23 protein-coding genes are annotated in these 25635 nt (G+C 62.2%); 22 read left to right on the forward strand and 1 reads right to left on the reverse strand.

The features are described 5' to 3' along the window. Positions 1–5: 5 nt before the first annotated feature. The 5 genes from HWX91_RS36660 (at position 6) to HWX91_RS36680 (ending at position 4851) form a co-directional block, all read left to right on the forward strand. On the forward strand, positions 6–1208 hold the full coding sequence (locus HWX91_RS36660) for a tryptophan--tRNA ligase (RefSeq protein ID WP_028199522.1): 1203 nt from the start codon (positions 6–8) through the stop codon (positions 1206–1208). A 23-nt stretch (positions 1209–1231) separates the two neighbouring features. Continuing rightward, a complete protein-coding gene (locus HWX91_RS36665; RefSeq protein WP_042276610.1) occupies positions 1232–1843 on the forward strand; it encodes a class I SAM-dependent methyltransferase in 612 nt (203 codons plus the stop codon). A gap of 43 nt (positions 1844–1886) precedes the next feature. Continuing rightward, positions 1887–2801: a 4-hydroxy-tetrahydrodipicolinate synthase gene (gene dapA / locus HWX91_RS36670; RefSeq protein WP_028199524.1), complete on the forward strand. Its 915-nt coding sequence runs from the start codon at positions 1887–1889 to the stop codon at positions 2799–2801. Positions 2802–2930: 129 nt separating this feature from the next. Next, positions 2931–4070, forward strand: coding sequence for an outer membrane protein assembly factor BamC (gene bamC / locus HWX91_RS36675; RefSeq protein ID WP_028199525.1), 1140 nt, complete (start codon positions 2931–2933; stop codon positions 4068–4070). 7 nt (positions 4071–4077) lie between these two features. Then, positions 4078–4851: an MBL fold metallo-hydrolase gene (locus HWX91_RS36680; protein ID WP_028199526.1), complete on the forward strand. Its 774-nt coding sequence runs from the start codon at positions 4078–4080 to the stop codon at positions 4849–4851. 157 nt (positions 4852–5008) lie between these two features. Here the strand turns inward: HWX91_RS36680 and HWX91_RS36685 are convergent, their stop codons facing one another. Then, positions 5009–5707 (reverse strand): Bax inhibitor-1/YccA family protein, encoded by a 699-nt coding sequence (locus HWX91_RS36685; RefSeq protein WP_028199527.1) that lies wholly within the window; start codon positions 5705–5707, stop codon positions 5009–5011. Between the two features lie 299 nt (positions 5708–6006). On the opposite strand from HWX91_RS36685, the gene ndk reads away from it, so the two are divergent. The 17 genes from ndk (at position 6007) to HWX91_RS36770 (ending at position 25493) form a co-directional block, all read left to right on the forward strand. Further along, positions 6007–6432: a nucleoside-diphosphate kinase gene (gene ndk / locus HWX91_RS36690; RefSeq protein ID WP_028199528.1), complete on the forward strand. Its 426-nt coding sequence runs from the start codon at positions 6007–6009 to the stop codon at positions 6430–6432. 174 nt (positions 6433–6606) lie between these two features. After that, positions 6607–7758 carry a dual-specificity RNA methyltransferase RlmN gene (gene rlmN, locus HWX91_RS36695; protein ID WP_028199529.1) on the forward strand — a complete coding sequence of 384 codons (1152 nt, stop codon included), beginning with the start codon at positions 6607–6609 and terminating at the stop codon, positions 7756–7758. Between the two features lie 216 nt (positions 7759–7974). Further along, a complete protein-coding gene (locus HWX91_RS36700) occupies positions 7975–9108 on the forward strand; it encodes a helix-turn-helix domain-containing protein (RefSeq protein ID WP_028199530.1) in 1134 nt (377 codons plus the stop codon). A gap of 87 nt (positions 9109–9195) precedes the next feature. Then, on the forward strand, positions 9196–10527 hold the full coding sequence (ispG, locus tag HWX91_RS36705; protein ID WP_028199531.1) for a flavodoxin-dependent (E)-4-hydroxy-3-methylbut-2-enyl-diphosphate synthase: 1332 nt from the start codon (positions 9196–9198) through the stop codon (positions 10525–10527). A 20-nt stretch (positions 10528–10547) separates the two neighbouring features. Further along, positions 10548–11888, forward strand: coding sequence for a histidine--tRNA ligase (gene hisS, locus HWX91_RS36710; protein WP_028199532.1), 1341 nt, complete (start codon positions 10548–10550; stop codon positions 11886–11888). A gap of 65 nt (positions 11889–11953) precedes the next feature. Beyond that, on the forward strand, positions 11954–12583 hold the full coding sequence (locus HWX91_RS36715; protein ID WP_012433528.1) for a YfgM family protein: 630 nt from the start codon (positions 11954–11956) through the stop codon (positions 12581–12583). A 75-nt stretch (positions 12584–12658) separates the two neighbouring features. After that, on the forward strand, positions 12659–13804 hold the full coding sequence (gene bamB, locus HWX91_RS36720; RefSeq protein WP_028199533.1) for an outer membrane protein assembly factor BamB: 1146 nt from the start codon (positions 12659–12661) through the stop codon (positions 13802–13804). A gap of 414 nt (positions 13805–14218) precedes the next feature. Next, complete coding sequence (der, locus tag HWX91_RS36725) at positions 14219–15556, forward strand: ribosome biogenesis GTPase Der (RefSeq protein ID WP_028199534.1); 1338 nt, start codon at positions 14219–14221, stop codon at positions 15554–15556. Between the two features lie 155 nt (positions 15557–15711). Beyond that, positions 15712–15948, forward strand: a complete 237-nt coding sequence (gene hfq, locus HWX91_RS36730) for an RNA chaperone Hfq (protein WP_006051315.1) — start codon at positions 15712–15714, stop codon at positions 15946–15948. A 57-nt stretch (positions 15949–16005) separates the two neighbouring features. Then, positions 16006–17193 carry a GTPase HflX gene (gene hflX / locus HWX91_RS36735; RefSeq protein WP_028199535.1) on the forward strand — a complete coding sequence of 396 codons (1188 nt, stop codon included), beginning with the start codon at positions 16006–16008 and terminating at the stop codon, positions 17191–17193. Positions 17194–17242: 49 nt separating this feature from the next. Next, positions 17243–18634, forward strand: coding sequence for an FtsH protease activity modulator HflK (gene hflK, locus HWX91_RS36740; protein WP_028199536.1), 1392 nt, complete (start codon positions 17243–17245; stop codon positions 18632–18634). 12 nt (positions 18635–18646) lie between these two features. Next, on the forward strand, positions 18647–19549 hold the full coding sequence (hflC, locus tag HWX91_RS36745) for a protease modulator HflC (RefSeq protein WP_028199537.1): 903 nt from the start codon (positions 18647–18649) through the stop codon (positions 19547–19549). A 44-nt stretch (positions 19550–19593) separates the two neighbouring features. Then, positions 19594–19785 carry a DUF2065 domain-containing protein gene (locus HWX91_RS36750; protein ID WP_028199538.1) on the forward strand — a complete coding sequence of 64 codons (192 nt, stop codon included), beginning with the start codon at positions 19594–19596 and terminating at the stop codon, positions 19783–19785. Between the two features lie 219 nt (positions 19786–20004). After that, complete coding sequence (locus tag HWX91_RS36755; RefSeq protein ID WP_028199539.1) at positions 20005–21156, forward strand: ATP phosphoribosyltransferase regulatory subunit; 1152 nt, start codon at positions 20005–20007, stop codon at positions 21154–21156. 213 nt (positions 21157–21369) lie between these two features. Then, positions 21370–22716 carry an adenylosuccinate synthase gene (locus HWX91_RS36760; RefSeq protein WP_028199540.1) on the forward strand — a complete coding sequence of 449 codons (1347 nt, stop codon included), beginning with the start codon at positions 21370–21372 and terminating at the stop codon, positions 22714–22716. Positions 22717–22719: 3 nt separating this feature from the next. Further along, positions 22720–23304: a phosphoribosyltransferase gene (locus tag HWX91_RS36765; protein WP_028199541.1), complete on the forward strand. Its 585-nt coding sequence runs from the start codon at positions 22720–22722 to the stop codon at positions 23302–23304. Between the two features lie 302 nt (positions 23305–23606). Further along, positions 23607–25493, forward strand: a complete 1887-nt coding sequence (locus HWX91_RS36770; protein WP_028199542.1) for a potassium transporter Kup — start codon at positions 23607–23609, stop codon at positions 25491–25493. Positions 25494–25635 lie beyond the last annotated feature (142 nt).

The following is a 25635-nucleotide window of genomic DNA, read 5'->3' on the forward strand; positions in this document are numbered from 1 at the left end:
TAACCATGTTCCCAGACCGTATCTTCTCCGGCATGCGGCCCACCGGGTCGCTGCACCTCGGCCACTATCACGGCGTGCTGAAAAACTGGGTGCGGCTGCAGTCCGAATACCCGTGTTTCTTTTGTGTGGTCGATTGGCACGCGCTGACGACGCACTACGAAACGCCCGAAGTGATCGAAAAGAACGTCTGGGACGTGCTGATCGACTGGCTCGCCTCCGGCATCGATCCGGCGCAGGCCACGCTGTTCATCCAGAGCAAGGTGCCCGAGCATGCGGAACTGGCGCTGCTGCTCGGCATGAGCACGCCGCTCGGCTGGCTCGAACGTGTGCCGACTTACAAGGAGCAGCAGGAGAAGCTGAAGGACAAGGATCTGTCCACCTACGGCTTCCTGGGCTACCCGGTGCTGATGGCGGCGGATATTCTGCTGTATCGCGGCTCGCTCGTGCCGGTCGGCGAAGATCAGGTGCCGCACGTCGAAATGACGCGCGAAATTGCGCGCCGTTTCAACTACCTGTACGGCCGCGAGCCGGGCTTCGAAGAGAAGGCCAATGAAGCCGCGAAGAAGCTGGGCGGCAAGCGCGCCAAGCTTTATCACGAGCTGCGCAACGCCTATCAGCAGGAAGGTGACGACGAAGCACTCGAACAGGCGCGGGCAATGCTGCAGGAGTCGCAGAGCCTGTCGATGAGCGATCGCGAACGTCTGTTCGGCTATCTCGAAGGCTCGCGCAAGATCATTCTGGTCGAGCCGCAAGCCATGCTGACCGAGGCGTCGCGTATGCCGGGTCTGGACGGGCAGAAGATGTCGAAGTCGTACGGCAACACGATCGGCCTGCGCGAAGACGCGGAAACGATCGCCAAGAAAGTGCGCACCATGCCGACCGATCCGGCTCGCGTGCGCCGCACCGATCCGGGCGATCCGGACAAGTGCCCGGTGTGGCAGTTGCATCAGGTCTACACGGACGAAGCCACGCACGAGTGGGTGCAGAAGGGCTGCCGGACGGCTGGGATTGGTTGCCTCGAGTGCAAGCAGCCGGTGATCGAAGGCATTCTGCGCGAACAGCAGCCGATGCTGGAGCGTGCGCAGAAGTACATGGACGATCCGTCGCTGTTGCGCGCGATCGTCGCCGACGGCTGCGACAAGGCTCGCAAGTACGCGTCGGAAACGATGCGCGACGTGCGCGAGGCAATGGGCCTCTCGTACAACTGACACCACTTTGTCGCGCTGACACGATGAGCACGCCCGTGACCATGCCGGACGGTTCCTCGCACGGAAACGGCGAACCGTCGCGCTGGGTGCGTCACTGGGCGCATCTGGTCGCGGCGGGCGGCGGGGTACTCGACGTGGCGTCGGGAGCAGGGCGGCATGCGCGCTTCTTTGCCGCGCTGGGCCATCCGGTGACCGCGCTCGACCGGGACGCGGCCGCCCTGGACCTGATGCGCGACGAAGCGCTTGTCACCACCCTCGTTGCCGACCTGGAAGGTGCCGCGTGGCCGTTGCCCGCCGACGCGAAGTTTGCCGCGATCGTGGTCACGAACTACTTGCACCGGCCGCTCTTTCCGCAGCTATTGCGTTCGCTCGCGCCCGGCGGCGTGCTGGTTTACGAGACCTTTGCGCAAGGCAACGAAAGCGTCGGCAAACCGTCTAATCCGGCGTTTTTGCTCGCGCCCGGCGAGTTGCTCGAGGTGGTGCGAGGCCATCTCCGGGTGGTCGCATTTGAAGACGGATTTCTCGCGCAGCCGCGTCCGGCTTACGTCCAGCGGATATGCGCAATCATGGAGGCGGATCGTTCAGCCGGCCGCGCAGAGGCGGTGCCCCCGCCTTGTTACGAGCTGGCTGGCTAATCCGCTACAATCGCGGTTTACCTGATCAAATTCATGGCGTTTCATGACTAACGGCAATCAAAGCAGCACTGGCGGCGTTCAGATTCGCGGCAGCATTCCTGCCATCATTACCCCGATGCTCGAAGACGGCGGCCTCGATCTGCCGGCGTTTCGCAAACTGATCGACTGGCATATCGAAGAGGGCACGAACGCACTGGTCGTGGTCGGCACGAGTGGTGAGTCGGCCACGCTGTCGGTCGAGGAACACGTGCTGATGGTCAAAACCGCAGTCGAGCATACGGCGGGCCGGATTCCGGTGATCGCGGGCTCGGGCGGCAACTCCACCACGGAAGCCATCGAACTCACGCAGCAGGCCAAGGAAGTCGGCGCGGACGCCACCTTGCAGGTCGTGCCGTACTACAACAAACCGACCCAGGAAGGCATCTATCGCCACTTCGCGAAGATTGCCGAAACCGTCGATCTGCCGGTGATCCTGTACAACGTGCCGGGCCGCACGGTCGCGGACATGAGCAACGAAACGATTCTGCGTTGCGCGCAGGTGCCGGGCATCATCGGTGTGAAGGAGGCGACCGGCAACATCGATCGCGCCGCGCACCTGATCAAGTCGGCGCCGGCTCATTTCGGCATCTACAGCGGTGACGATCCCACGGCAATCGCGCTGATGCTGCTTGGCGGCCACGGTAATATTTCGGTCACCGCGAACGTCGCGCCGCGCGCGATGAGCGAGCTGTGCAAAGCCGCGCTGGCCGCGGACGCCAAGACTGCCCGCGAGATTCATCTGAAACTCCTGTCGCTGCATAAGAACCTGTTCATCGAATCGAACCCGATTCCCGCGAAATGGGCATTGCAGCAACTGGGTCGTGTGCAGGGCGGAATCCGCCTGCCGCTCACGCCGCTCGACGCGCAATACCACGAAGTGGTGCGCGGCGCGTTGCGCGAAGCGGGTCTGCTGGGCTAAACGGGTTTGTCCCGGCAACTCCCAGCTTAACCAAAGCCTGCCACCGGCATTCCCTTAACCGACGTCGATCCAGCCCACGTTCCCGGCACACAGAACCAGGCACCGCGTTCCAGCATCACGAAGGACCTCATGAAACGTTCCGCACTTTCCCTCCACGCAACCCGCATGGCGGCGCTGGCGCTTGCTCTCGTCACGCTCGCCGGCTGTGACACGCTGAACGACTGGTTCGCCTCCGACCGCGTCAACTACAAGGGCGCGGGCAGCGCGCCGCCGCTCGCCGTTCCGGGCGATCTGACCACCACGCCGACCGACCAGCGCTACGTGGCGCCGCCGGCCAATCTGGCGCTGGGCGGCTCGCTGCAACGCGCGGTCACCGCAGCGGGCAATGCCACCGAAGGCCAGCCGAATGCGCAAGACCCGTTGGGCATGCACATCGAGCGTGACGGCGATCGCCGCTGGCTGGTCGTCGACGGCCGCACGCCTGAACAACTGTGGCCGCAATTGCAGGAGTTCTGGCAGGAGAATGGCTTCGCGCTGAAAACCGATGCGCCGGCCACCGGCATCATGACGACCGACTGGGCCGAAAATCGCGCCAATATTCCGGACGACTGGTTCCGTCGTACGGTCGGCAAGGTGATTGACTTTGCTTACTCATCGGGTACCCGTGACAGTTTCCGCACGCTCGTGTCGCGCGGTCCGGCTGACACCACCGACATCTCCATCACGCATAGCGCGATGGAAGAAATGCTGACGGGCCAGGACAAGACATCGTCGCGCTGGGAAGAGCGTCCGCGCGATCCGGCGCTGGAAGCACTGTTCCTGACCAAGCTGATGCAGAAGTTCGGCCTGACCGAAGCGCAGTCGAAGCAGCTCCTGACGGATGCCCGCCCGGCCACTGCACCGGCCACGATCGACCAGAGCGCGGGCGTATCGACGCTCGACCTGCAGGAATCGTTCGATCGCGCCTGGCTGCGCGTGGGCCTTGCGCTCGACCGCACCAACTTTACGGTCGACAACCGTGATCGCGCGAAAGGGATCTACTACGTGCGGTACGCCGACTCGATGCAGGAGCTGAAGAAGGAAGGGCTCTTCGGCAAGCTGTTCTACAGCGGCAGTCCGTCGAAGAAGCCGGGCCAGGAGTTCCTCGTCAATGTCCGCGCGAAGGGCGACGCCGTGACGCAGGTGGCGGTGCTGGATGCGAACGGGCAGGTGGATAACTCGTCGGACGCGCAGCGCATCGTGACGCTGCTGCACGCGCAACTGAACTAAGCGGGCTGTGCGCTTCGCCAGTCTCGGCAGCGGCAGCGAAGGCAATGCCTTGCTGGTGGAAGCGCAGAGCGGCGCGACCACCACGCGGGTTCTGCTCGATTGCGGCTTTTCAGCCAAAGAAGTCGAGCGGCGGTTGGCGCGGCTCGGCGCGGGCGTCGAGGGTCTCGACGCCATTTTGATTACCCATGAACATAGCGACCACATTGGCAGCGCGCTGACGCTGGCGCGCAAGTGGTCGATCCCGCTGTACATGAGCTGGGGCACCGCCCGCGCGGTGGGTGCCGACGAAGCCGATGTCGATCTGCAGGTGTTGTGGGGCGACGAAGCGGTGGCGATCGGCGACCTCAGCGTTCTCCCCTATACCGTTCCTCACGACGCCCGCGAGCCGCTGCAATACGTGCTCTCCAATGGCGCGAGCCGGCTTGGCGTGCTGACCGACGTCGGCACCTCCACGCCGCACATCAGCGCGGTGCTGAGCGGTTGCGACGCGCTGGTCCTCGAGTGCAATCACGATGTGCGGATGCTGGCGGGCAGCCGGTATCCACAATCGCTGAAGGCGCGTATTGGTGGCAATCATGGGCATCTGAACAATGAGGCGGCGGCTGAAATCCTGGCCTCGCTCGACCGCTCGCGCTTGCGCTATCTGGTGGCCGCGCATCTGAGCCAGCAGAACAATTCGCCGGAACTGGCGCAGGCTGCCATGGCGGGTGTGCTGGGCGCTGCGCCGACTGAAGTAATCGTTGCTTCTCAGGACGACGGCTTCGCGTGGCTGAGCTTGTGATCTGCTTGTAATCTGTTCCTGATTATCGGCGCCCATCTCGTGTCCGGCGATACGCTGTTAGCGCGCCCGGCAGTTGCAAAAGAAAAAGCCCATGACGATTGCTCGCCATGGGCTTTTTCTTCAAGGCCGGCGTTTCAGGCGCCGGCCCTCGTCAGGCTTAGTTGCGGTTGCCGCCGAAGATGCCGAGCAGCGCGAGCAGGTTGACGAACACGTTGTACAGGTCCAGATAGATCGCGAGCGTGGCGGTGATGTAGTTCGTTTCACCGCCGTTCACGACGCGCTGCACGTCGAACAGCATGTAGGCCGAGAAGATCACGATGGCCAGCACCGAGACGGTCAGCATCAACGCCGGCAGGTGCAGGAACACGTTCGCGACCGAAGCCAGCAGCAGCACGATCACGCCCATGAACAGCCACTTGCCGAGACCCGAGAAGTCACGCTTGCTGACGGTGGCGATCGTTGCCATGGAGGCGAAGATCACACCAGTGCCACCAAACGCGAGCATGATCAGCGATGGGCCGTTCGAAAAACCGAGCACGAAGCTCAGGATGCGGGAGAGCATCAGGCCCATGAAGAACGTGAAACCGAGCAGCACGAACACGCCGACTGCGCTGTCTTTGGTCTTCTGGATCGCGAACATGAAGCCGAAGGCGATCGCGAAGAACGCCAGCATGCTCATGGCAGGACTGGTGGCGGCGAACAGCGAAAAGCCGGTGGCCAAGCCTACCCACGCGCCTAGCACGGTCGGAATCATGGACAGCGCTAGCAGCCAGTAGGTGTTCCGCAGTACGCGGTTGCGGGTCTCGACCGTGCTGACCGCGCCATTGCGGCCAAAGCTATACGGATGATCGTTCATGGTCTCTCCTTACCTCAGAAGCGTGTTGCGTAATGGTTGTGCCGCGGGTTGGGCAGCAGGTCGTACAGCGCCGGCCGGAATTTTTACCGCCAGTCGCAGGGTTCTCTTTCCTAAGATTGGCGCGCCGGCGGGGAGTTTCAATACCTAGAAAATGTCCACACGGCCTACGCTATCAGTATTCTCCGACTCCCGCTTGGACTCTTTCAATACTGTAAGGGTTCAATCGCAATCATACACGGGAACATGCTACAATAGCGGATTCATTTGAATCTGTAACCTCTTAATTTTTTGGAGTTTTTATGGCGATCGAACGCACCCTGTCGATTATCAAGCCGGACGCAGTGGCAAAGAACGTGATCGGTCAGATCTACAGCCGTTTCGAAAACGCTGGCCTGAAGATCGTGGCTTCGCGCATGGTCCAGCTGTCGCGCGCTGATGCAGAGAAGTTCTACGCTGTGCACGCAGCACGCCCGTTCTTCAAGGACCTGGTTGATTTCATGATTTCGGGCCCGGTGGTCGTGCAAGCGCTGGAAGGCGAAAACGCGATCCTGAAGCACCGCGACCTGATGGGCGCAACGGACCCGAAGAAGGCAGAAAAGGGCACGATCCGCGCCGATTTCGCCGACAGCATCGACGCTAACGCGGTGCACGGTTCGGACGCCGCTGAAACGGCAGCAGTCGAAATCGCGTTCTTCTTCCCGGAAGTGAACGTTTACTCGCGTTAAGCGGGTTTGAGCTGCCGGCGTGATTCGTGCGCAGCCGTTGGATTTGTCGCACGAATCCGCGCGAACAGCCCGGCAAAGTAGTAAGGTAAAGCAGCAGGAATGGGCGCGAACGGCATTGCGTTCATGCAGCTTGTTGCATGAACACAGTCTCGCACTGAAATGGCAGGATTCGATATGACGAGCAGTCCCACCGTCAACCTTCTCGACCTTGACGCCCAAGGGCTTGTCGCCTACTGCGACAGCCTGGGCGAGAAACCGTTTCGCGCCAAGCAATTGCAGCGCTGGATCCACCAGTACAACGCTGCCGACTTCGACGGCATGACCGATCTGGCGAAGTCCTTGCGCGAAAAGCTCAAGGGGCGCGCCACGATCACGATGCCCGGCATCGTCAGCGACAATATTTCGACCGATGGCACACGCAAGTGGCTGATCGACGTCGGCAACAGCAACGCGGTTGAAACCGTCTATATCCCCGAAGAAACGCGTGGCACGCTGTGCGTGTCGTCACAGGCCGGGTGCGCGGTCAACTGCCGTTTCTGTTCGACCGGCAAACAGGGTTTCTCGCGCAACCTCACCACCGGCGAAATCATCGGCCAGTTGCGCATGGCCGAGTTCGCGCTGCGCGCAACGCGCGGCACGGATGGTGGCCGTGCCACGGGTGGCGACGGCAAAGGCGAGCGCGTCGTCACCAACGTGGTGATGATGGGCATGGGCGAGCCGCTCCTTAATTACGACGCGGTAGTGCCCGCGATGCGTCTGATGCTGGACGACAACGCGTACGGCCTGTCGCGCCGGCGTGTCACGTTATCCACTTCGGGCGTGGTGCCCATGATGGACCGGCTCGGCGCCGATTTGCCGGTGGCGCTGGCGGTCTCGTTGCATGCGCCAAGCGACCCGCTGCGCGACATGCTGGTGCCGCTGAACAAAAAGTATCCGTTGCGCGAACTGATGGCCGCCTGTCAGCGCTATCTGAAGGTTGCACCGCGCGATTTCATTACTTTCGAATATTGCATGCTCGACGGCGTGAACGACAGTGAAGCGCAAGCACGCGAACTGCTGGCCGTTACGCGAGACGTACCATGCAAGTTCAACCTGATTCCGTTCAATCCGTTTCCCGAGTCGGGTCTCATCCGCTCGAAGCCGGAGCAGATCAAGCGGTTTGCACAAGTGTTGATGGACGCGGGCGTCGTCACCACGGTGCGCAAGACACGCGGCGATGATATCGACGCTGCCTGCGGTCAGTTGGCCGGTGCGGTGAAAGACCGCACGCGTCTCGCTGAGCGCACCGGGAAGGCAGCGAAGATTATCGAGGTGCGCGCCGTGTAATCGCGCGAGACGGCGGGGCGCGGTGTCCGGAAGAAAGCCAACCGGGGCGCAAAAAACCCGATATGTCGTCGGCGATTGAAAAGAAAGTTTGCAGAAGCGATCGGAAGCGGCACACAAGGCCGCGCATTTTGTTATAAACGGTCTGCGATTCGGGCGCGAGGCTTTGGCCCGTCCGGGTTGCACAAGTGAAAAAGAAACGACGCGAAAGGATTTGGGATGAGTGAGCCGCAGCACCCGCAGCCGCAGGACACAGACGGAAATGAAGGCCATCCGGCGCCGGTCGCTCGGGCGGTGGTGCAGCCTGTTACGCAGTCGGGTCCGGCGAGCTTCGATTCATTGGCAGCGGTGGGCGCGCGCTTGACCCAATTGCGTGAATCGAAGGGCTGGACGATCGAAGACGTGTCGGCACGCCTGAAGGTATCCGTCACCAAATTGCGTGCGCTCGAATCGGGTGACATCAGCCACTTGCCGGACACGACCTTTGCGCTTGGCGTGGTACGCAGCTACGCGAAGATGCTCGGCGCCGATCCCACGCCGTTCACCCAGGCTCTGCGTCGCGAGAAGGGTGTGCCTGCGCCGGATCTGTCGATGCCGGCCTCGTCCGGTAAGGATTTGCCGCGCGGCCGCGTTTCGCTGTCGCTTGGCGGCAGTGGGCAAAAGAGCCGCTCATGGTTATGGGGCATCGCGGCGGTGATCGTCGCGGTGATCGCGCTCGGCATGTGGCATACCAATGGCGGCGATTCGTCGGCGTGGCTCGCGAGGTTGAAGGCGAGCGCCAACGGCGCAGCGGGCGGTGCGACCGGAGCATCGGGCGCGGTGGCACAGGGGCAGCAGGCGGGTTCTGAGGCAAGCGCAGATGAGGCTGCTCCCACGCCGGGCTCGCAGGCAGCCGCAGCCGATAACGCAGCGTCGGGCACGCCGATGCCTGCGCCGCTGGCGACGGGAACGGCCGATACGGCACCATCTTCCGCGCCGGCAGTTGCGGCCGCAGCGGTTGCGCCGAAGGCCGGTTCGCAGGTCCAGGCGGTAGCGCCGAGCGCGAATGCGCCGGTGGTCGCCGCGATAGGCGCATCGAACGCGGCAACGGCGGCGCCGGCCGCGGGTGAGGCAATCGTCGCGTTACGGGTGACGCAAGACAGTTGGTTCAGCGTGCGTGGCAAGGACGGCAAGGAAGTATTTTCCGGCCTCGTGCACGCAGGCGATACGAAGGAAGTGACGGGCGTGGCGCCGTTCAAGGTTACGGTGGGCAACAAGGCGGGTCTCGAGTCGCTTACGCTCGATGGCCAGCCAGTCGATCCGTCGAAATATTCGGCAGCCAAGGGCAACGTGGCGCGCTTCGCGTTGCCTTGATATAGATACGGTATGCGTCGCGGCCAACCGGTCGCGGCGCTTTTTCAATTCAGGCGCTACGTTTTTTGTGTAGCGCATGCGGCGTAAATGGGTTTTTCGATGCAATCCGAAGCTCAATCCCAATCCAGTAGCAAGATTGTTTCAAACGAACCGGTGTTCGGCGGCCACGCTGCGCGGCGCAAGTCGCACGCGGTCGATGTCCGTTGGGGCGGTCAACTCGTCACTATCGGCGGCGACGCGCCCGTGCGCGTCCAGTCGATGACGAACACCGACACCGCTGACGCTATCGGCACCGCAATCCAGATCAAGGAACTTGCGCAAGCCGGTTCTGAGTTGGTGCGTATCACGGTCAATACGCCGGAAGCGGCGGCGGCCGTGCCGGCGGTTCGCGAGCAACTCGACCGCATGGGTGTGTCGGTGCCGCTGGTCGGCGATTTTCATTACAACGGCCATTTGCTGTTGCGCGATTACCCCGCGTGCGCGGAGTCGCTGTCGAAGTACCGGATCAACCCGGGCAACGTCGGCCACGGCGCGAAGCGCGACACGCAGTTCGCGCAAATGATCGAAGCGGCGGTGAAGTACGACAAGCCGGTGCGGATTGGCGTCAACTGGGGCAGCCTCGACCAGGACCTGCTCGCGAAGATGATGGACGAAAACGCCGCGCGTTCCACGCCCTGGGAAGCGCAGAGCGTGATGTACGAAGCGCTGATCCAGTCGGCGATCGGCTCGGCTGAGCGCGCCGTGGAAATCGGCCTGCCGCGCAACAAGATCATTCTGTCGTGCAAGGTCAGTGGCGTGCAGGATCTGATCGCGGTGTATCGTGAACTCGCGCGCCGTTGCGAATTCGCGCTGCATCTTGGCTTGACCGAAGCCGGCATGGGCTCCAAGGGCATCGTGGCGTCAACCGCTGCGTTGTCCGTATTGCTGCAGCAGGGCATCGGCGACACGATCCGCATCTCGCTGACGCCGGAACCGGGCGGCCCGCGCACCGGCGAGGTGGTCGTCGGTCAGGAAATCCTGCAGACCATGGGTCTGCGCTCGTTCACGCCGATGGTGATCGCATGCCCGGGTTGTGGCCGCACCACCAGCACACTGTTCCAGGAACTGGCGTCGCAAATCCAGACCTATCTGCGTACGCAGATGCCGGTGTGGCGCGATCAGTATCCTGGCGTCGAGAAGATGCACGTGGCGGTGATGGGCTGTATCGTCAACGGTCCGGGCGAGTCGAAGCAGGCGAATATCGGCATCAGCTTGCCGGGGTCGGGAGAAAATCCGGCCGCACCGGTGTTCATCGACGGCGAGAAGGTCAAGACACTGCGCGGCGAGAACATCGCGCAAGAATTCCAGCAAATCGTGAGTGACTATGTGGAGCGCCGCTACGGCCGCGCCGAAGCCGGCCGCGCCGAAGCACTCAACTAAATACCGTCAATCGAAGACAGATGACTGAACAGAAGAAAAAGCTCGAAAAGTTGTCCGGCGTGAAGGGCATGAACGACATCCTTCCGCAGGAAGCCGGGCTGTGGGAGTTTTTTGAAGCAACCGTCAAGTCGATGCTGCGTTCGTACGGATACCAGAATATTCGTACGCCGATCATCGAGCATACGCAATTGTTCAAGCGCGGGATCGGCGAGGTGACCGACATCGTCGAGAAAGAGATGTACAGCTTCACCGACGCGCTGAACGGCGAAAATCTGACGATGCGTCCGGAAAACACGGCCGCTGTCGTGCGCGCGGCGATCGAGCACAACATGCTGTACGACGGTCCGAAGCGTCTGTGGTACATCGGCCCGATGTTTCGTCACGAGCGCCCGCAGCGCGGCCGCTACCGGCAGTTTCATCAGGTCGGCGTGGAAGCATTAGGCTTCGCGGGCCCGGACACCGACGCTGAAATCATCATGATGTGCCAGCGCTTGTGGGACGACCTTGGGCTGATGGGCATCAAGCTCGAACTCAATTCGCTGGGTCTCGCAGAAGAGCGCGCGGCACATCGCGTCGAGTTGATCGCGTACCTCGAAAAGCACATGGACGTGCTCGACGAGGAGGCAAAGCGCCGCCTGTACACGAACCCGCTGCGCGTGCTCGACACGAAGAATCCGGCGATGCAGGAAGTCGCGCAGAACGCGCCGAAGCTGATCGATTTTCTCGGCGAAGAATCGCGCGCGCACTTCGAAGGCCTGCAGCGCATTCTGAAGGCGAACAACATTCCGTTCACGATCAATCCGCGTCTCGTGCGCGGTCTCGATTATTACAATCTGACCGTGTTCGAATGGGTGACCGACAAGCTTGGCGCGCAAGGTACAGTGGCGGCCGGCGGCCGTTACGATCCGCTGATCGAACAGCTGGGCGGCAAGCCGACGGGCGCGTGCGGCTGGGCAATGGGTGTCGAGCGTATCCTCGAGTTGCTGAAAGAAGAGCAACTCGTGCCGGAAGATGAAGGTTGCGATGTCTACGTGGTCCATCAGGGCGACGCGGCACGTGAGCAGGCCTTTATTATTGCCGAGCGTTTGCGCGATACGGGCCTTGACGTGATCCTGCATTGCAGCGCAGACGGCCAGACGGCGAGCTTCAAGTCGCAGATGAAGCGCGCCGACGCAAGCGGTGCGGCCTTCGCGGTGGTGCTTGGCGAAGATGAAATCGCCAACGGCACGGTCGGCGTCAAACCGCTCCGTGATACAAGTTCTAACGGCGGTAAAAACGAGCAACATAACGTGCCCGCTGAAGACTTGACCGAATTTCTAATCAATGCGATGGTTGCAACCGCCGAAGACGGCGACGACTGATCGCGATGTCGTCGAGCCTGCTGGCTCGACACGCACACGTATCAAAAAGAGGAAATCGCCGGGCGATGAGTTACCACGACGAACAAGAATCGATTGAAAGCCTGAAGGCATGGTGGACGCAGTGGGGTAATGCAACCACGTGGATCGTGCTGGTGGCACTGGTTGCCGCAGCCGGCTGGAACGGCTGGAATTTCTGGCAACGGCGCCAGGCGGCGGAAGCCGCGGTACTGTATGACCAGGTGCAGCAAGCCGTAGCATCGGGCGACAAAGCGAAGATCACGCGGGTCGCCACCGACATGGAAGACAAGTTCAGTCGCACCGCGTATGCGCAAATGACCGCGCTCGGTGCTGCCAAAGCGCTGTACGCCGCAGGTGACGAAGCCGCCGCGAAGGCCCAGTTGCAATGGACCATCGATCACGCCAAAGACGACGAGTTCAAGCAGATCGCGAAGCTGCGTCTTGCTTCGCTGCTGCTCGACGACAAGGCCTACGACCAGGGCCTCGCACTGCTCGCCGAACCGCAGTCCGACGCGTTCAAGGGCATTGTGGCGAATGGCCGCGGTGACCTGCTCGCTGCGCAAGGCAAGCGTGACGATGCACGTGCGGCCTATAAGCTCGCGCTCGATTCGCTGTCAAAAAATGACAGCTCGGCGCGCCAGTTGATTCAGTTCAAGCTGGACGCGCTGGGCGGCTAATCGCCGTATGCAGTGCGCCGCATGACACGACCAACCGGTCTCCTTTAATTAATTTCCTGAATGCTTCGTCCACCGATGAATCTGCTGAAACGTTACGCTGTGCCCGTTGCCTGTGCGATGACCGTGCTCACCATGGCGGCTTGCTCATCCACGAAAGACGAGCGCCGCGTGCCGACGCCGCTCACCGAGTTCAAACCTGTGCTCGACGTGCAGCAGGCGTGGAAGGCCAGCGTGGGCAAGGCGGGTCGTTACCTGTTCTCGCCGGTCGCGGTCGGCAACGCGGTGTACGCGGCCGGCGCGAACGGCTCGGTCGCGAAGATCGACGCGCAAACCGGCCAGGACATCTGGCGCGTCAAACTGCATGACGACCTTTCGGCAGGTGTCGGCAGCGATGGCACGCTCACCGCGGTCGGCGGCCTGAAAGGCGATGTCTACGTGCTCGGCGCTGACGGCAAGCAATTGTGGACCGCCAAGGCGCCCGGCGAAATCATCTCGCCGCCGCTGGTCGGCAACGGTCTTGTGGTGGTGCGCACGGTCGACGGTCAGATTGTCGCGTTCAATGCGCAGACCGGCGAACAGAAGTGGAACTACCGCAATCGCGCCGTGCCGCTCAATCTGCGCGTCTCGTCGGGCATGACGTTCGCTGGCGACGCGGCCGTGCTGGCAGGCTTCCCGGGTGGCGCGTTCGCCGCGATCAACCTGCAGACCGGAGACAACTACTGGCAGACGCCGGTGTCGTATCCGAAGGGCGTGACCGAAGTCGAGCGTATTAACGACGTGACGGGTCCGCCTACGCTGGTCGGTTCGGAAACCTGCGCGGTGACGTTCCAGGGTCAGATTGGCTGCTTCGATGCGAACTCGGGCCGCGCGCTGTGGGAAAAGGCGTTCTCGAGCACGAGCGGCCTCGCGCAGGATGATCGCGCGGTGGTGGCGGCCGACGACTGGTCGGTGGTGTCGGCGTTCGACGCCACCACCGGCACGCAACTGTGGAAGAACGACAAGCTGAAGAACCGTGAGCTCAGCGTCCCGTTCATCCTGGGTCACGCCGCCGTGCTGGGCGACTACCAGGGCTTTGTGCACTTCCTGTCGCGCGACGACGGCACGCTCGTGGCCCGTATGAAGACCGACGGCAGCGCGATTACCGCGGCGCCGGTGCTGGCCGGCGAAACGCTGGTTGTGCAGACGCACGACGGCGACCTGTACGGCTATCGCCCGCGCTAATCGCGCAGGCAATGGGTAGTCAGGCGTGCAGGCCGGCTTCGCCGGCCGCACGCGTTTTTGTGTTGCAAGAGCTTAACTAGAAAAATTCTGCCGGACTGGCTGGTCCGGCAAGTCGGATCAGAAACGGCCCATGTGGGCCTCGGTGGCTGCTTGCGGCGCCACCTTTAACGGCATCGCAGGAAATCGTCCCGAACTGGCGTGCGAGCCGTTGAGCAAGAAAGACTGAACCCGGCGGCCCATTGGCGCCGCCCCATACAGCCAAACTCTCGTCCGCCCGGTTGCGCATATTGGCAGCACATCCGGGGCTGGCCGAATTCGTGATAATTTTCGTCAAACGCTGCCGTGTGGCGGCCGCATGGCGTCGCTACGCGGGCGGTCGATTTCGATCCCGCGTTTCACCGTGAACAACATCTGATGAAACCCGTTATTGCCCTGGTTGGGCGCCCCAATGTGGGGAAATCCACGCTATTCAACCGTCTCACGCGTACGCGTGATGCGCTGGTTGCCGACCTGCCCGGTCTCACCCGCGATCGCCATTATGGCGAGGGTCGCGCCGGCGACCGGCCGTATCTGGTCGTCGATACGGGCGGTTTCGAGCCTGTCGCGAAAGACGGCATCCTGCATGAGATGGCGCGTCAAACCCGTCAGGCGGTCGAGGAATCGGACATCGTCGTGTTCATCGTCGACGGCCGCAATGGTCTCGCGCCGCAAGACAAGACGATTGCCGACTACCTGCGCAAGGTCGGCCGGCCAATTTTCCTCGTCGTCAACAAGGCCGAGGGGATGAAGTACAGCGCGGTGGCCGCCGACTTCTACGAACTCGGTCTCGGCGACCCGCGCGCGATCTCGGCCGCGCATGGCGACGGCGTCACCGAAATGATCAACGAGGCACTCGGCGTCGCGTACGCCGGGCAGCCGGAAGAGAGCGACGAGGGAAAGCCGGCGCACGGTGTAAAGATCGCGATCGTCGGCCGGCCGAATGTCGGCAAGTCGACCCTGATCAATGCACTGGTGGGCGAAGAGCGCGTGATTGCGTTCGACATGCCGGGCACCACGCGCGATTCGATCTACGTCGACTTCGAACGTCAAGGCAAGCCGTATACGCTGATCGATACGGCCGGTCTGCGCCGCCGCGGCAAGGTGTTCGAAGCGATCGAGAAGTTCTCGGTGGTGAAAACGCTGCAGGCGATTTCGGACGCGAACGTCGTGATCCTGCTGCTCGATGCACGTCAGGACATCTCGGAACAGGATGCGCACATTGCCGGCTTCGTGGTGGAGCAGGGCCGTGCGCTGGTCGTGGGCGTGAACAAATGGGACGGTCTCGATCCGCATGTGCGCGACCGCACCAAGGCAGACCTCGAGCGCAAATTAAAATTTCTCGACTTCGCCAAATTTCACTTCATTTCCGCTGCGGAAAAAACCGGCATTGGCCCGCTGATGCGCTCGGTCGACGACGCCTACAAGGCCGCCATGACCAAGCTGCCGACGCCGAAACTGACGCGTGCGCTGATCGATGCGGTGGAATTCCAGCAGCCGCGCCGCCGCGGCCCGGTGCGCCCGAAGCTGCGCTATGCGCACCAGGGCGGCCAGAATCCGCCGATCATCGTGATTCACGGAAATGCGCTCGATGCGATCACCGACACGTACAAACGCTACCTCGAAAACCGCTTCAGGGAAACTTTCAAGCTGACAGGGACTCCATTGCGCATAGAGTTCAGATCGTCGACGAACCCTTACGCGGACAAAGGCTGAAATTCAGGCTGAAACCCGCGTGCGTGCTGGGTTTGGCCGCCAGGGCCGCCTGCTCGCGCAAAAATGAAAATCGGCTATAGTGTAGCGGTTGGCGGCGGATCCCTTTTTCCTTCGTCGCCAATTCAGTCAACCTGCAAAAAAATACGGAGTTTGCTATGAGCAACAAAGGGCAATTGTTACAAGACCCGTTTTTGAACGCACTGCGTAAAGAGCATGTGCCGGTGTCGATCTACCTGGTCAACGGCATCAAGCTTCAAGGGAACATCGAATCGTTCGACCAGTACGTCGTGTTGCTCCGGAATACGGTCACCCAGATGGTCTACAAGCACGCCATTTCGACTGTCGTGCCGGCCCGTCCGGTGAATTTCCACCCGGATTCCGAACAGTCCTAACCCCCGTCGCGGCCGGCGTAGCGTCGCCCGTTGGCGATTACTCCCGGCCGCCTCATTTTGATACCGTCCAATTTGATCAATGCAGCGCTTGTCGGCATCGACTTCGGTAAGATCGATTTCGAAGCCAGTCTCGAAGAACTCAGCCTGCTCGCGCAAAGCGCGGGCGCGAATCCCATAGTCACCCTCACTGGGCGCCGGTCCAGTCCCGACGCCAAGATGTTCGTCGGCAGCGGCAAGGCCGAAGAACTGCGTCTTGCGTGTGAGGCGAACGACATCGAACTCGTCATTTTCAATCACGCACTGGCTCCCGCGCAGCAGCGCAATCTGGAGCAGGCGCTTAACCGCCGCGTGATCGATCGCACCAGCCTCATCCTCGATATTTTTGCGCAACGCGCCCGCAGCCACGAAGGCAAGCTGCAGGTAGAGCTCGCTCAATTGCAGTACTTATCGACGCGGCTAATCCGCGCATGGACCCACCTCGAACGCCAGAAAGGCGGTATCGGTTTGCGCGGCCCAGGCGAAACGCAGCTCGAGACCGACCGCCGTTTGATCGGCGAGCGCATCAAGGCGCTCAAGACCCGGCTCGAGAAGCTGCGCCGTCAGCATGGCACGCAGCGCCGCGCGCGCAGTCGTAACCAGACCATGTCGGTGTCGCTCGTCGGCTATACGAACGCGGGCAAATCCACACTTTTCAATGCGCTGACGAAGGCCCAGGCGTACGCGGCCGACCAGCTGTTCGCCACGCTGGATACCACGTCGCGCCGCGTCTATCTGGGCGACGAAGCCGGCCAGGTGGTGGTGTCCGACACGGTCGGTTTCATCCGCGAATTGCCTCACCAGCTGGTGGCGGCTTTCCGCGCCACCCTCGAAGAAACCATCCACGCCGACCTGCTGCTGCATGTGGTCGACGCGTCGAGCGCCGTGCGGCTCGACCAGATCGACCAGGTGAACGAGGTGTTGCACGCAATCGGTGCGGACACGATCCGTCAGGTGCTGGTGTTCAACAAGATCGACGCCGTGCCGGAGTTGGCGGCTCGTGGGGACGCGGTCGAGCGGGATGAGTATGGTAATATTTCGCGCGTCTTTTTGAGCGCGCGCACGGGGCAAGGGCTGGATACATTGCGCGCTGCCATCGCTGAAATCGCTACTGCCGAACCTCTCTCCGATACGCTGGTCGATCTGTCGGAAGAAGACCGGTCGGCAGCACCACGCGAGGACCGCAAGGTCTCAGAACTCGGGCACTGACCCGCTCCAATTGCACTGACCCGCTGTCTACTCTGGTGAACGAACACAGGTGAACGATTACAACGAGCGGAGTATCTGGCTGCGCATGCGCGCCATGCTTTCACTGAACGATCCGCGCTGGGGCCGGGGCGACGGCAATGGCGATCGCCAACGGCCCAACGAACCCAAGCGTCCGTCGACCAAGGACGGTGAAGGTCCGCCCGATCTCGACGAGATGTGGCGCGATTTCAACCGCCGTCTGAGCCGGGTGTTCGGTCGCAAGGGCGGCGGAGCGGGCGGTGGCCGCCCGGACAACGGTCGCGGTGCGCGCATTGGCGTAGGCATCGTGATCGGCGTGCTGATCGCGATCTATCTCGGCAGCGGCGTGTTCGTCGTGCAGGATGGCCAGGCCGGCGTCGTGATGCAGTTCGGCAAGTATCGCTACACGGCCGGGCAGGGCGTTCACTGGCGTCTGCCGTATCCGTTCGAAGCGCATGAACTCGTCAATATCGGCCAGATCCGCCAGGTGGAGGTCGGCCGTAACAATGTGGTGCGTCTCGCTAACGTGAAGGACGCGTCGATGCTCACGCACGACGCCGATATCGTCGACGTGCGCTTTGCCGTGCAGTATCAGGTGAGCAAGCCGACCGACTATCTTTTCCGCAGCGTCGATCCCGATCAGAGCGTCATGCAGGCCGCGCAAGCCGCGGTGCGCAACATCGTCGGCGCGCGTAGCACCAACGACATCCTCTATCAGGATCGCGAAGCAATTCGCCAGCAACTGATGGCGTCGATTCAGCAATCCCTGGATGAATACCAGTCCGGCCTCGCCGTGACCGGCGTCACGATCCAGGGCGTGCAGGTGCCTGACCAGGTGCAAGCCGCTTTCGACGATGCCGCCAAGGTGCGTCAGGACAACGAGCGCGCCAAAAACGAAGCGCAGGCCTATGCGGCCCAGTTGCTGCCGCGCGCGCAGGCCGACGTCGCGCGTCAGATCGACGAAGCGAAAACGTACAGCGATAAGACCGTGGCGCAGGCGCAAGGCGACGCCGAACGCTTCAAGCAGGTCTACGCGCAGTACTCGAAAGCGCCCGCTGTGATTCGCGAGCGTATGTACCTGGAAACCATGCAGCAGATCTACTCGAATACGACCAAGGTGTTTGTGGACAGCAAGAGCGGCAACAACGTGCTGTATCTGCCGCTCGATAAACTGGTCGAGCAGACTCGCCAGCGCGTCGCCGATGCGGCAGCGGCCGCTTCGGGTGCAGCGGCATCGGCGGGTGCGCCGGGTGCCGTCCCGCAAGGCACGAGCAGCGCGGCACCATCTGCCGCCGCGCCTTCCGCTGCTGCTTCCACACCCGCCGCGGTCGCGACGCCTGCCAGCCAGGCCGCCGCCAGCAGCGACGCACTCCGTTCACGCGACTCCTTCCGCAGCCGTATGCGTGAAGACGACGTTCAATAAGGAGCGCACATCATGAACAAGATCATTGCGCTCGTCGTCGCCTTAGTCATCGTGCTGTTTGCCGCATCGTCGATGGTATTCGTGGTCGACCAGCGGCATATGGCCGTGCTGTCCTCGCATGGCGACACCGCGCCCGTATTGCTGGGGCCCGGCCTCCATGTGAAGCTGCCGCCGCCGTTGCAAACGCTCACGCTGGTCGATAACCGCATCCAGTCGCTCGACGCGCCGGATGAAGACCGCTTCGTCACGTCGGACAAAACCGATCTGCTGGCTAACCCGGTCATCAAATACCGCGTGACCGATCCGCTGAAGCTGCTCGCCGAAACCAAGGGCGATGTGCAAAGCCTGTCGGACCGCCTGGCGCTGCTGTCGCGCGGCGCGCTCGGCGACGCGTTCAGCAAGGTCACGCTGACCGATGCGCTGGCGAAGCAGCAAGCCGTTGCCGACGAAGCCCGCGGCGCGATGGACAAAGCCGCGGCATCGCTGGGCGTTTCGGTGCTCGACGTGCAACTCACGCGAGTCGATTTCCCGGCGGCGATGGCCGACTCAGTCTACAAGCGGATGATCGCCGCACGCGAGCAGGTGGCGGCCGACGAACGTGCGAAGGGTACGGCCGAGGCTGATCAGATCAAGGCGGACGCGCTCGGCCAGCAACAGGCGATTCTCGCGGACGGCTATCGTCAGGCCCAGACCATCAAGGGCGAGGGCGATGCCAAGGCAGCGGAAATCGCGGCCGCGGCGTACGGTAGCGACCCGCAGTTCTACCAGTTTTATCAAAGCATGCAGGCATACAGGAACACCTTCAAGCCGGGCGACGTGATCGTGGTCGACCCGAGCAGCGAGTTCTTCCGCTTCATGCGTAGCCCGACCGGCGGCGCAGCCCCGGACGCTTCCGCGGCACCGCGCAAACACTGATAACCGGAACGCCGCGGCATCCGCATCGCGGCCCCTTGATTCGCATGGACATAGCCGGCTCGTTACTGCTCGCGATCGCATTGATGCTGATTATCGAAGGGATGTTTCCCTTCGTTTTTCCGAGCGCCTGGCGCGATACGTTCCGTAAAATTGCGGAACGGCCCCCCCAACAGATTCGCATCGGCGGGCTGATCGTGATGGTGCTCGGACTGATCCTGCTGTTCATCGTGACCTGACGGGGCGTTTGCGCGACGCGCTTCGCAGCGTACCGTTGCACTGGCGAAATGCGCTGCGGGCAGCGGCGCGGCAATAGCGAGCGCTGTGGCTGGCCGAGGGGCTGCGAAGGAAGGGCGGCCCCACGCCCGCTACAGCCCCCAAAATAGAGCCGTCGCCCGCCATTCACACTTACTTACCGGCGCCCCAGTCGCCGTGTTCAACGTCGTAGGACTGTATCGATGTCGACCTGGTTACTTCCCGAGAATATCGCCGACGTGCTGCCGTCGGAAGCCCGCAAGATCGAAGAATTGCGGCGCCGTTTGCTGGACCGTTTCCGCTCGTACGGCTACGAGATGGTGATGCCGCCGCTGCTCGAATACATCGAGTCGCTGCTCACCGGCGGCGGCCACGATCTGAATCTGCGCACGTTCAAGCTCGTCGATCAGATGTCCGGGCGCACGCTCGGTCTGCGCGCGGACATTACGCCGCAGGTCGCGCGTATCGACGCGCACTTGCTGAATCGTCAGGGCGTGACGCGCCTCTGCTATGCCGGCAATGTGGCGCATACGCGTCCGCGCGGCCTGCACGCCACGCGTGAGCAGATTCAGATCGGCGCGGAAATCTACGGTCACGCCGGCCTCGAGGCGGATCTGGAAATCCAGCAGTTGATGCTCGACGCACTGCGTCTGGCCGGCCTCGCGAAAGTGCGGCTCGACTTGTGTCACGCGGGCGTGCTCGCCGCGCTGATCGAAGCGGAGCCGGCGGCGGCCGAGTTGGGTCAATCGCTCTACGACGCGTTGGCGGGCAAGGACGTGCCGCGCCTCGTCGAACTGACCGCGAATCTCACGCCGGTCACGCGCGACGCTTTGCGCTCGCTTCCCACGCTCTACGGCGACGCATCGGTACTCGACGAAGCCCGCGCGCGCTTGCCGAACGCACCCGCGATTGCCCGCGCGCTCGACGACCTCGCGTTCCTCGCGAGCCAGGTGGAAGGCGCCGAAGTCATGATCGACCTGGCCGATTTGCGCGGCTATGCCTACCACAGCGGCGTGATGTTCTCGGCATATGTCGATGGTGTGCCGAATGCGGTTGCGCGCGGCGGCCGTTACGACCACGTCGGCCAGGCCTACGGTCGCGCTCGCGCGGCAACCGGTTTCTCGCTCGATCTGCGCGAAGTCGCCCGTATTTCACCTGTCGAGGCCCGTAGCAGTGCGATTCTCGCGCCGTGGCAACACGACGACGCGCTGCGCGTGAGCGTCGCGGCGTTGCGCGATGCGGGTGAAGTCGTGATCCAGGCACTGCCTGGCCACGAGCACGATCTGGACGAGTTCGCGTGCGACCGCGTGTTGGTCGAGCGCAACGGCGCGTGGGTGGTCGAACCGCGGCCCTGAGTCCAAACTGAGTCCGGATAGTCAAACCGTTCGCGGGGCGACCGAAGGGCATTTCTGAAGGCGTCCAAAGCGTCGCCGGACCCGGCGCGGCTCCTCGCCGCGCTATTTTCGATATACCCACCATAACGTGCATACCATTGAGCGGAAACGGAAAAATTCGGAAGGTTCCGCGAACATAGGTAGAATACGTTTTTAACCAGCTTACGAAACAACATGTCTGCCAGCGCAGTGAATGTGAACCCCGGGCGTAACGTCGTCGTCGTGGGAACCCAATGGGGTGATGAAGGCAAGGGCAAGATCGTCGACTGGCTGACGGACCACGCTCAAGGCGTCGTTCGCTTCCAGGGCGGTCACAATGCCGGTCACACGCTTATCATCGGCGGCAAGAAAACCATCTTGCGTCTGATTCCGTCGGGCATCATGCATCCCGGCGTCGCGTGCTACATCGGCAATGGCGTCGTGTTGTCGCCGGAAGCGCTGTTCAAGGAAATTGGCGAGCTCGAAGCCGCCGGGGTCGATGTTCAGAATCGCCTCTTCATTTCCGAAGCCACCACCCTGATCCTGCCGTATCACATTGCGATCGACCAGGGCCGCGAAGCGCGTCGTGGCGCGGGCAAGATCGGCACCACCGGCCGTGGCATCGGCCCGGCCTACGAAGACAAGGTGGCGCGCCGCGGTCTGCGCGTGCAAGACCTGTTCGAGCCGGAAAGCTTCGCCGAACGTCTGCGTGAAAATCTCGATTACCACAACTTCGTGCTGACCAAGTACCTGGGCGTCGCAGCTGTCGACTTCCAGCAAACGCTCGACACGATGCTGAGCTACGCCGACCGTCTGAAGCCGATGGTGACCGACGTGTCGCGTCGTCTGTACGACGAAAACGCCGCCGGCAACAATCTGCTGTTCGAAGGCGCGCAAGGCACGCTGCTCGATATCGACCACGGCACCTATCCGTTCGTCACGTCGAGCAACTGCGTGGCCGGTGCGGCCACCGCGGGTGCGGGCGTCGGTCCGCAAAAGCTGAACTACATTCTCGGCATTACCAAGGCGTATTGCACGCGCGTCGGTTCGGGCCCGTTCCCGAGCGAACTGTACGACGCGGATAACGCCGCGCGCCAGGAAGCGATCGGCCTCGAACTGGCCACCGTCGGCAAGGAATTCGGTTCGGTCACCGGCCGTCCGCGCCGCACGGGCTGGCTCGACGCCGCCGCGCTGCGCCGTTCGATCCAGATCAACGGTGTGTCGGGTCTTTGCATGACCAAGCTCGACGTGCTCGACGGCCTCGACGAAGTGAAGCTGTGCGTCGGCTACACGGTCGACGGCAAGCCGGTCGATCTGCTGCCGCGTGGCGCGTCGGAAGTCGCGCGTTGCGTGCCGGTGTACGAAACTTTCCCCGGTTGGAAGGAAAGCACCGTCGGCATCACGCAGTGGGACAAGCTGCCGGCCAGCGCGCGTGCGTATCTGACCCGTGTGCAGGAAGTCGCGGGTATTCCGATCGACATGGTGTCGACCGGTCCGGATCGCGACGAAACGATTCTGCTCCGTCATCCGTTCAAGGTTTAAGCCATGGTTCAAGGTGTACCCATGATTGCGATGAAAGATCCGCGCAACGACGACAAGAACCTGTGGGTCGGCTGGGACGAGTATCACCGGCTGATCGAACTGCTGGCGTTGCAGGTGCACGAGTCGGGCTGGAAGTTCGACAAGATCCTGTGTCTCGCGCGCGGCGGTTTGCGCGTCGGCGATCAGCTTTCGCGTATTTACGATCTGCCGTTGGCGATTCTCGCCACCAGTTCGTATCGCGAAGCGGCCGGCACGGAGCAGGGCGAACTCGACATCGCGCAATACATCACGATGACGCGCGGCGAATTGCACGGCAACGTGCTGCTGGTCGACGATCTGGTCGATTCCGGTGTGACGCTGGCACGTGTGCAGCAACATCTGAAGGAACGCTATCCGGCGATCACCGCGGTACGTTCGGCGGTGCTCTGGTACAAGGGTTGTTCGAAAGTGAAGCCCGACTACCACGTGCAGTATCTGCCCACCAATCCGTGGATTCACCAGCCGTTCGAGGAATGGGACACGGTTCGTCCGCACAATCTCGGCGCGTGGATCAAGCGCGGTATGCAGCAGGAGTCGTCGGGCACGTGATGCGAGTTACGACGCCATACCTGTTGCGTCGTATCCCGTGCAGTACCTGCAAAACGGAGCCCGACCGGGCTCCGTTTTTTTTTGTGCGCTGCGTGTCCGTCGCGTAGGTTTTGCGCTGGCGCTTCGCGGAACGCGCGCACCTGCCCTCGTGAAACGTCTGACGTAGCAGACGTGCCCAAATCGCAGTGCTACACTTCGCGGACCATCCGCGTGGTGTATCCACAACAAGCCGGGCGGCGTCAGACGGGCAGTTTAAAATAGCGGTCGTTTTTTCCGCTCAGGGAACGGATTTTCTCGCGTTTATGACAGATAACAATCACGTGCACAAACAGCCCCTGCCTTCCCTCGCGATTGCCGCGATTGGGGTGGTGTTCGGCGATATCGGCACGAGCCCGTTGTACTCGCTGAAAGAGGCGTTCAGCCCTTCACATGGCATTCCTCTGACCGATCAGTCGATCCTGGGCGTGATCTCGCTGCTGTTCTGGGCGATCATGATCGTGGTCGGCGTCAAGTATGTGTTGTTCGTGATGCGCGCCGATAACAACGGCGAGGGCGGTGTTCTCGCGCTGATGGCGCTGGCGCTGCGCTCCATCGATCAAAAATCGAAGATGGCCGGCTTGCTGATGATGCTGGGTATCTTCGGCGCCTGCATGTTCTATGGCGACGCGGTGATTACGCCGGCCATTTCGGTGATCTCGGCGGTCGAAGGCCTGGAGATCGCTGCGCCCAATCTGTCCCATCTGGTGCTGCCGCTCACGATGATCATCCTCGTGCTGCTGTTCTGGATTCAGCGGCACGGAACGGCTACGGTCGGCCGCCTGTTCGGTCCGATCATGGTGCTGTGGTTCCTGGTGCTCGCCGCGCTGGGCCTGTGGCATATCCTGCAGTCGCCGAACGTGATCCGCGCGCTGAACCCGTACTACGCCTATACCTTCATGGCCGCGCACGTGTTGCAGGCTTATGTGGTGCTCGGCTCGGTCGTGCTGGTGCTGACCGGCGCCGAAGCGCTGTACGCCGACATGGGCCATTTCGGCGCCAAGCCAATTCGCATGGCCTGGTATTTCCTTGTGATGCCTTCGCTGGTGCTGAACTATTTCGGGCAGGGAGCGTTGCTGATGCACGACCCGAAGGCGATCGAAAACCCGTTCTTCCTGCTCGCGCCGGATTGGGCGCTGCTGCCGCTCGTGGTGCTGTCGACGGTGGCGACCGTGATCGCGTCGCAGGCGGTGATCTCCGGCGCCTACTCTTTGACGAGTCAGGCGATCCAGCTCGGCTACGTGCCGCGCATGAAGATCCTGCACACGTCGGAACTGGCGATCGGCCAGATCTACGTGCCAGTGGTGAACTGGATGTTGCTGTTCATCATTCTGTGCATCGTGATTGCGTTCAAGAGCTCGGATAACCTCGCCGCCGCTTACGGTATCGCGGTGACGGCCACCATGGTGATCACCACGATCCTCGCCTGCGTCGTGATGGTGAACGTGTGGAAATGGAACAAGTTCCTCGTGGCGTTGATCATTGGCGTATTCATGGCGGTCGACCTCGGCTTTTTCGGCGCCAATCTGCTCAAGGTGGCGGAGGGTGGCTGGCTGCCGCTTGGCATCGGCGCGCTTCTGTTCTTCCTGCTGATGACCTGGTTCAAGGGCCGGATGATCGTCAAGGAACGCACGGCGGCCGACGGTATTCCGCTGATGCCGTTCCTGCAAGGCCTGCTCGCGCATCCGCCGCACCGCGTGTCGGGTACGGCGATCTATCTGACTGGCAGCGATTCGCTTGTGCCGGTGAGCTTGCTGCACAACCTGAAGCACAACAAGGTGCTGCATGAGCGCACGATTTTCCTGACCTTTGTGACGCTCGATATCCCGTATGTGAATGACGCGGAACGCGTGACGGTGAAGGATCTCGACGGCGGCTTGTTCCTCGTCAAGGCGGCGTACGGTTTCAACGAAACGCCTGACGTGAAGGCTGTGTTGCTCGAAGTCGGCCGCACGCACGACATGACGTTCGAGTTGATGGACACGTCGTTCTTCCTCGCTCGCGAAACGGTCGTGCCGACGCAGTTGCCGGGCATGTCGGTGTGGCGCGAACGTGTGTTCGCCTGGATGCATCAGAATGCCGCCAAACCGACCGATTTCTTCAGTATTCCGGCCAATCGGGTGGTGGAGTTGGGAACGAAGATCGAGATCTGAACGCGGACCCAGGTTCACCTGCACCTCGCAAGCCGGGGTGCCGCAACCGGCATGCGATAAAAAAAGCCCACGCAATTTGCGTGGGCTTTTTTATTGCCGCTTAGCCGGCGCTCGTGAACGTCAGTGCGCGATGGAATCGCGC

Source organism: Paraburkholderia fungorum (assembly GCF_902833645.1).
GTDB classification, from domain to species: Bacteria; Pseudomonadota; Gammaproteobacteria; order Burkholderiales; family Burkholderiaceae; genus Paraburkholderia; species Paraburkholderia fungorum.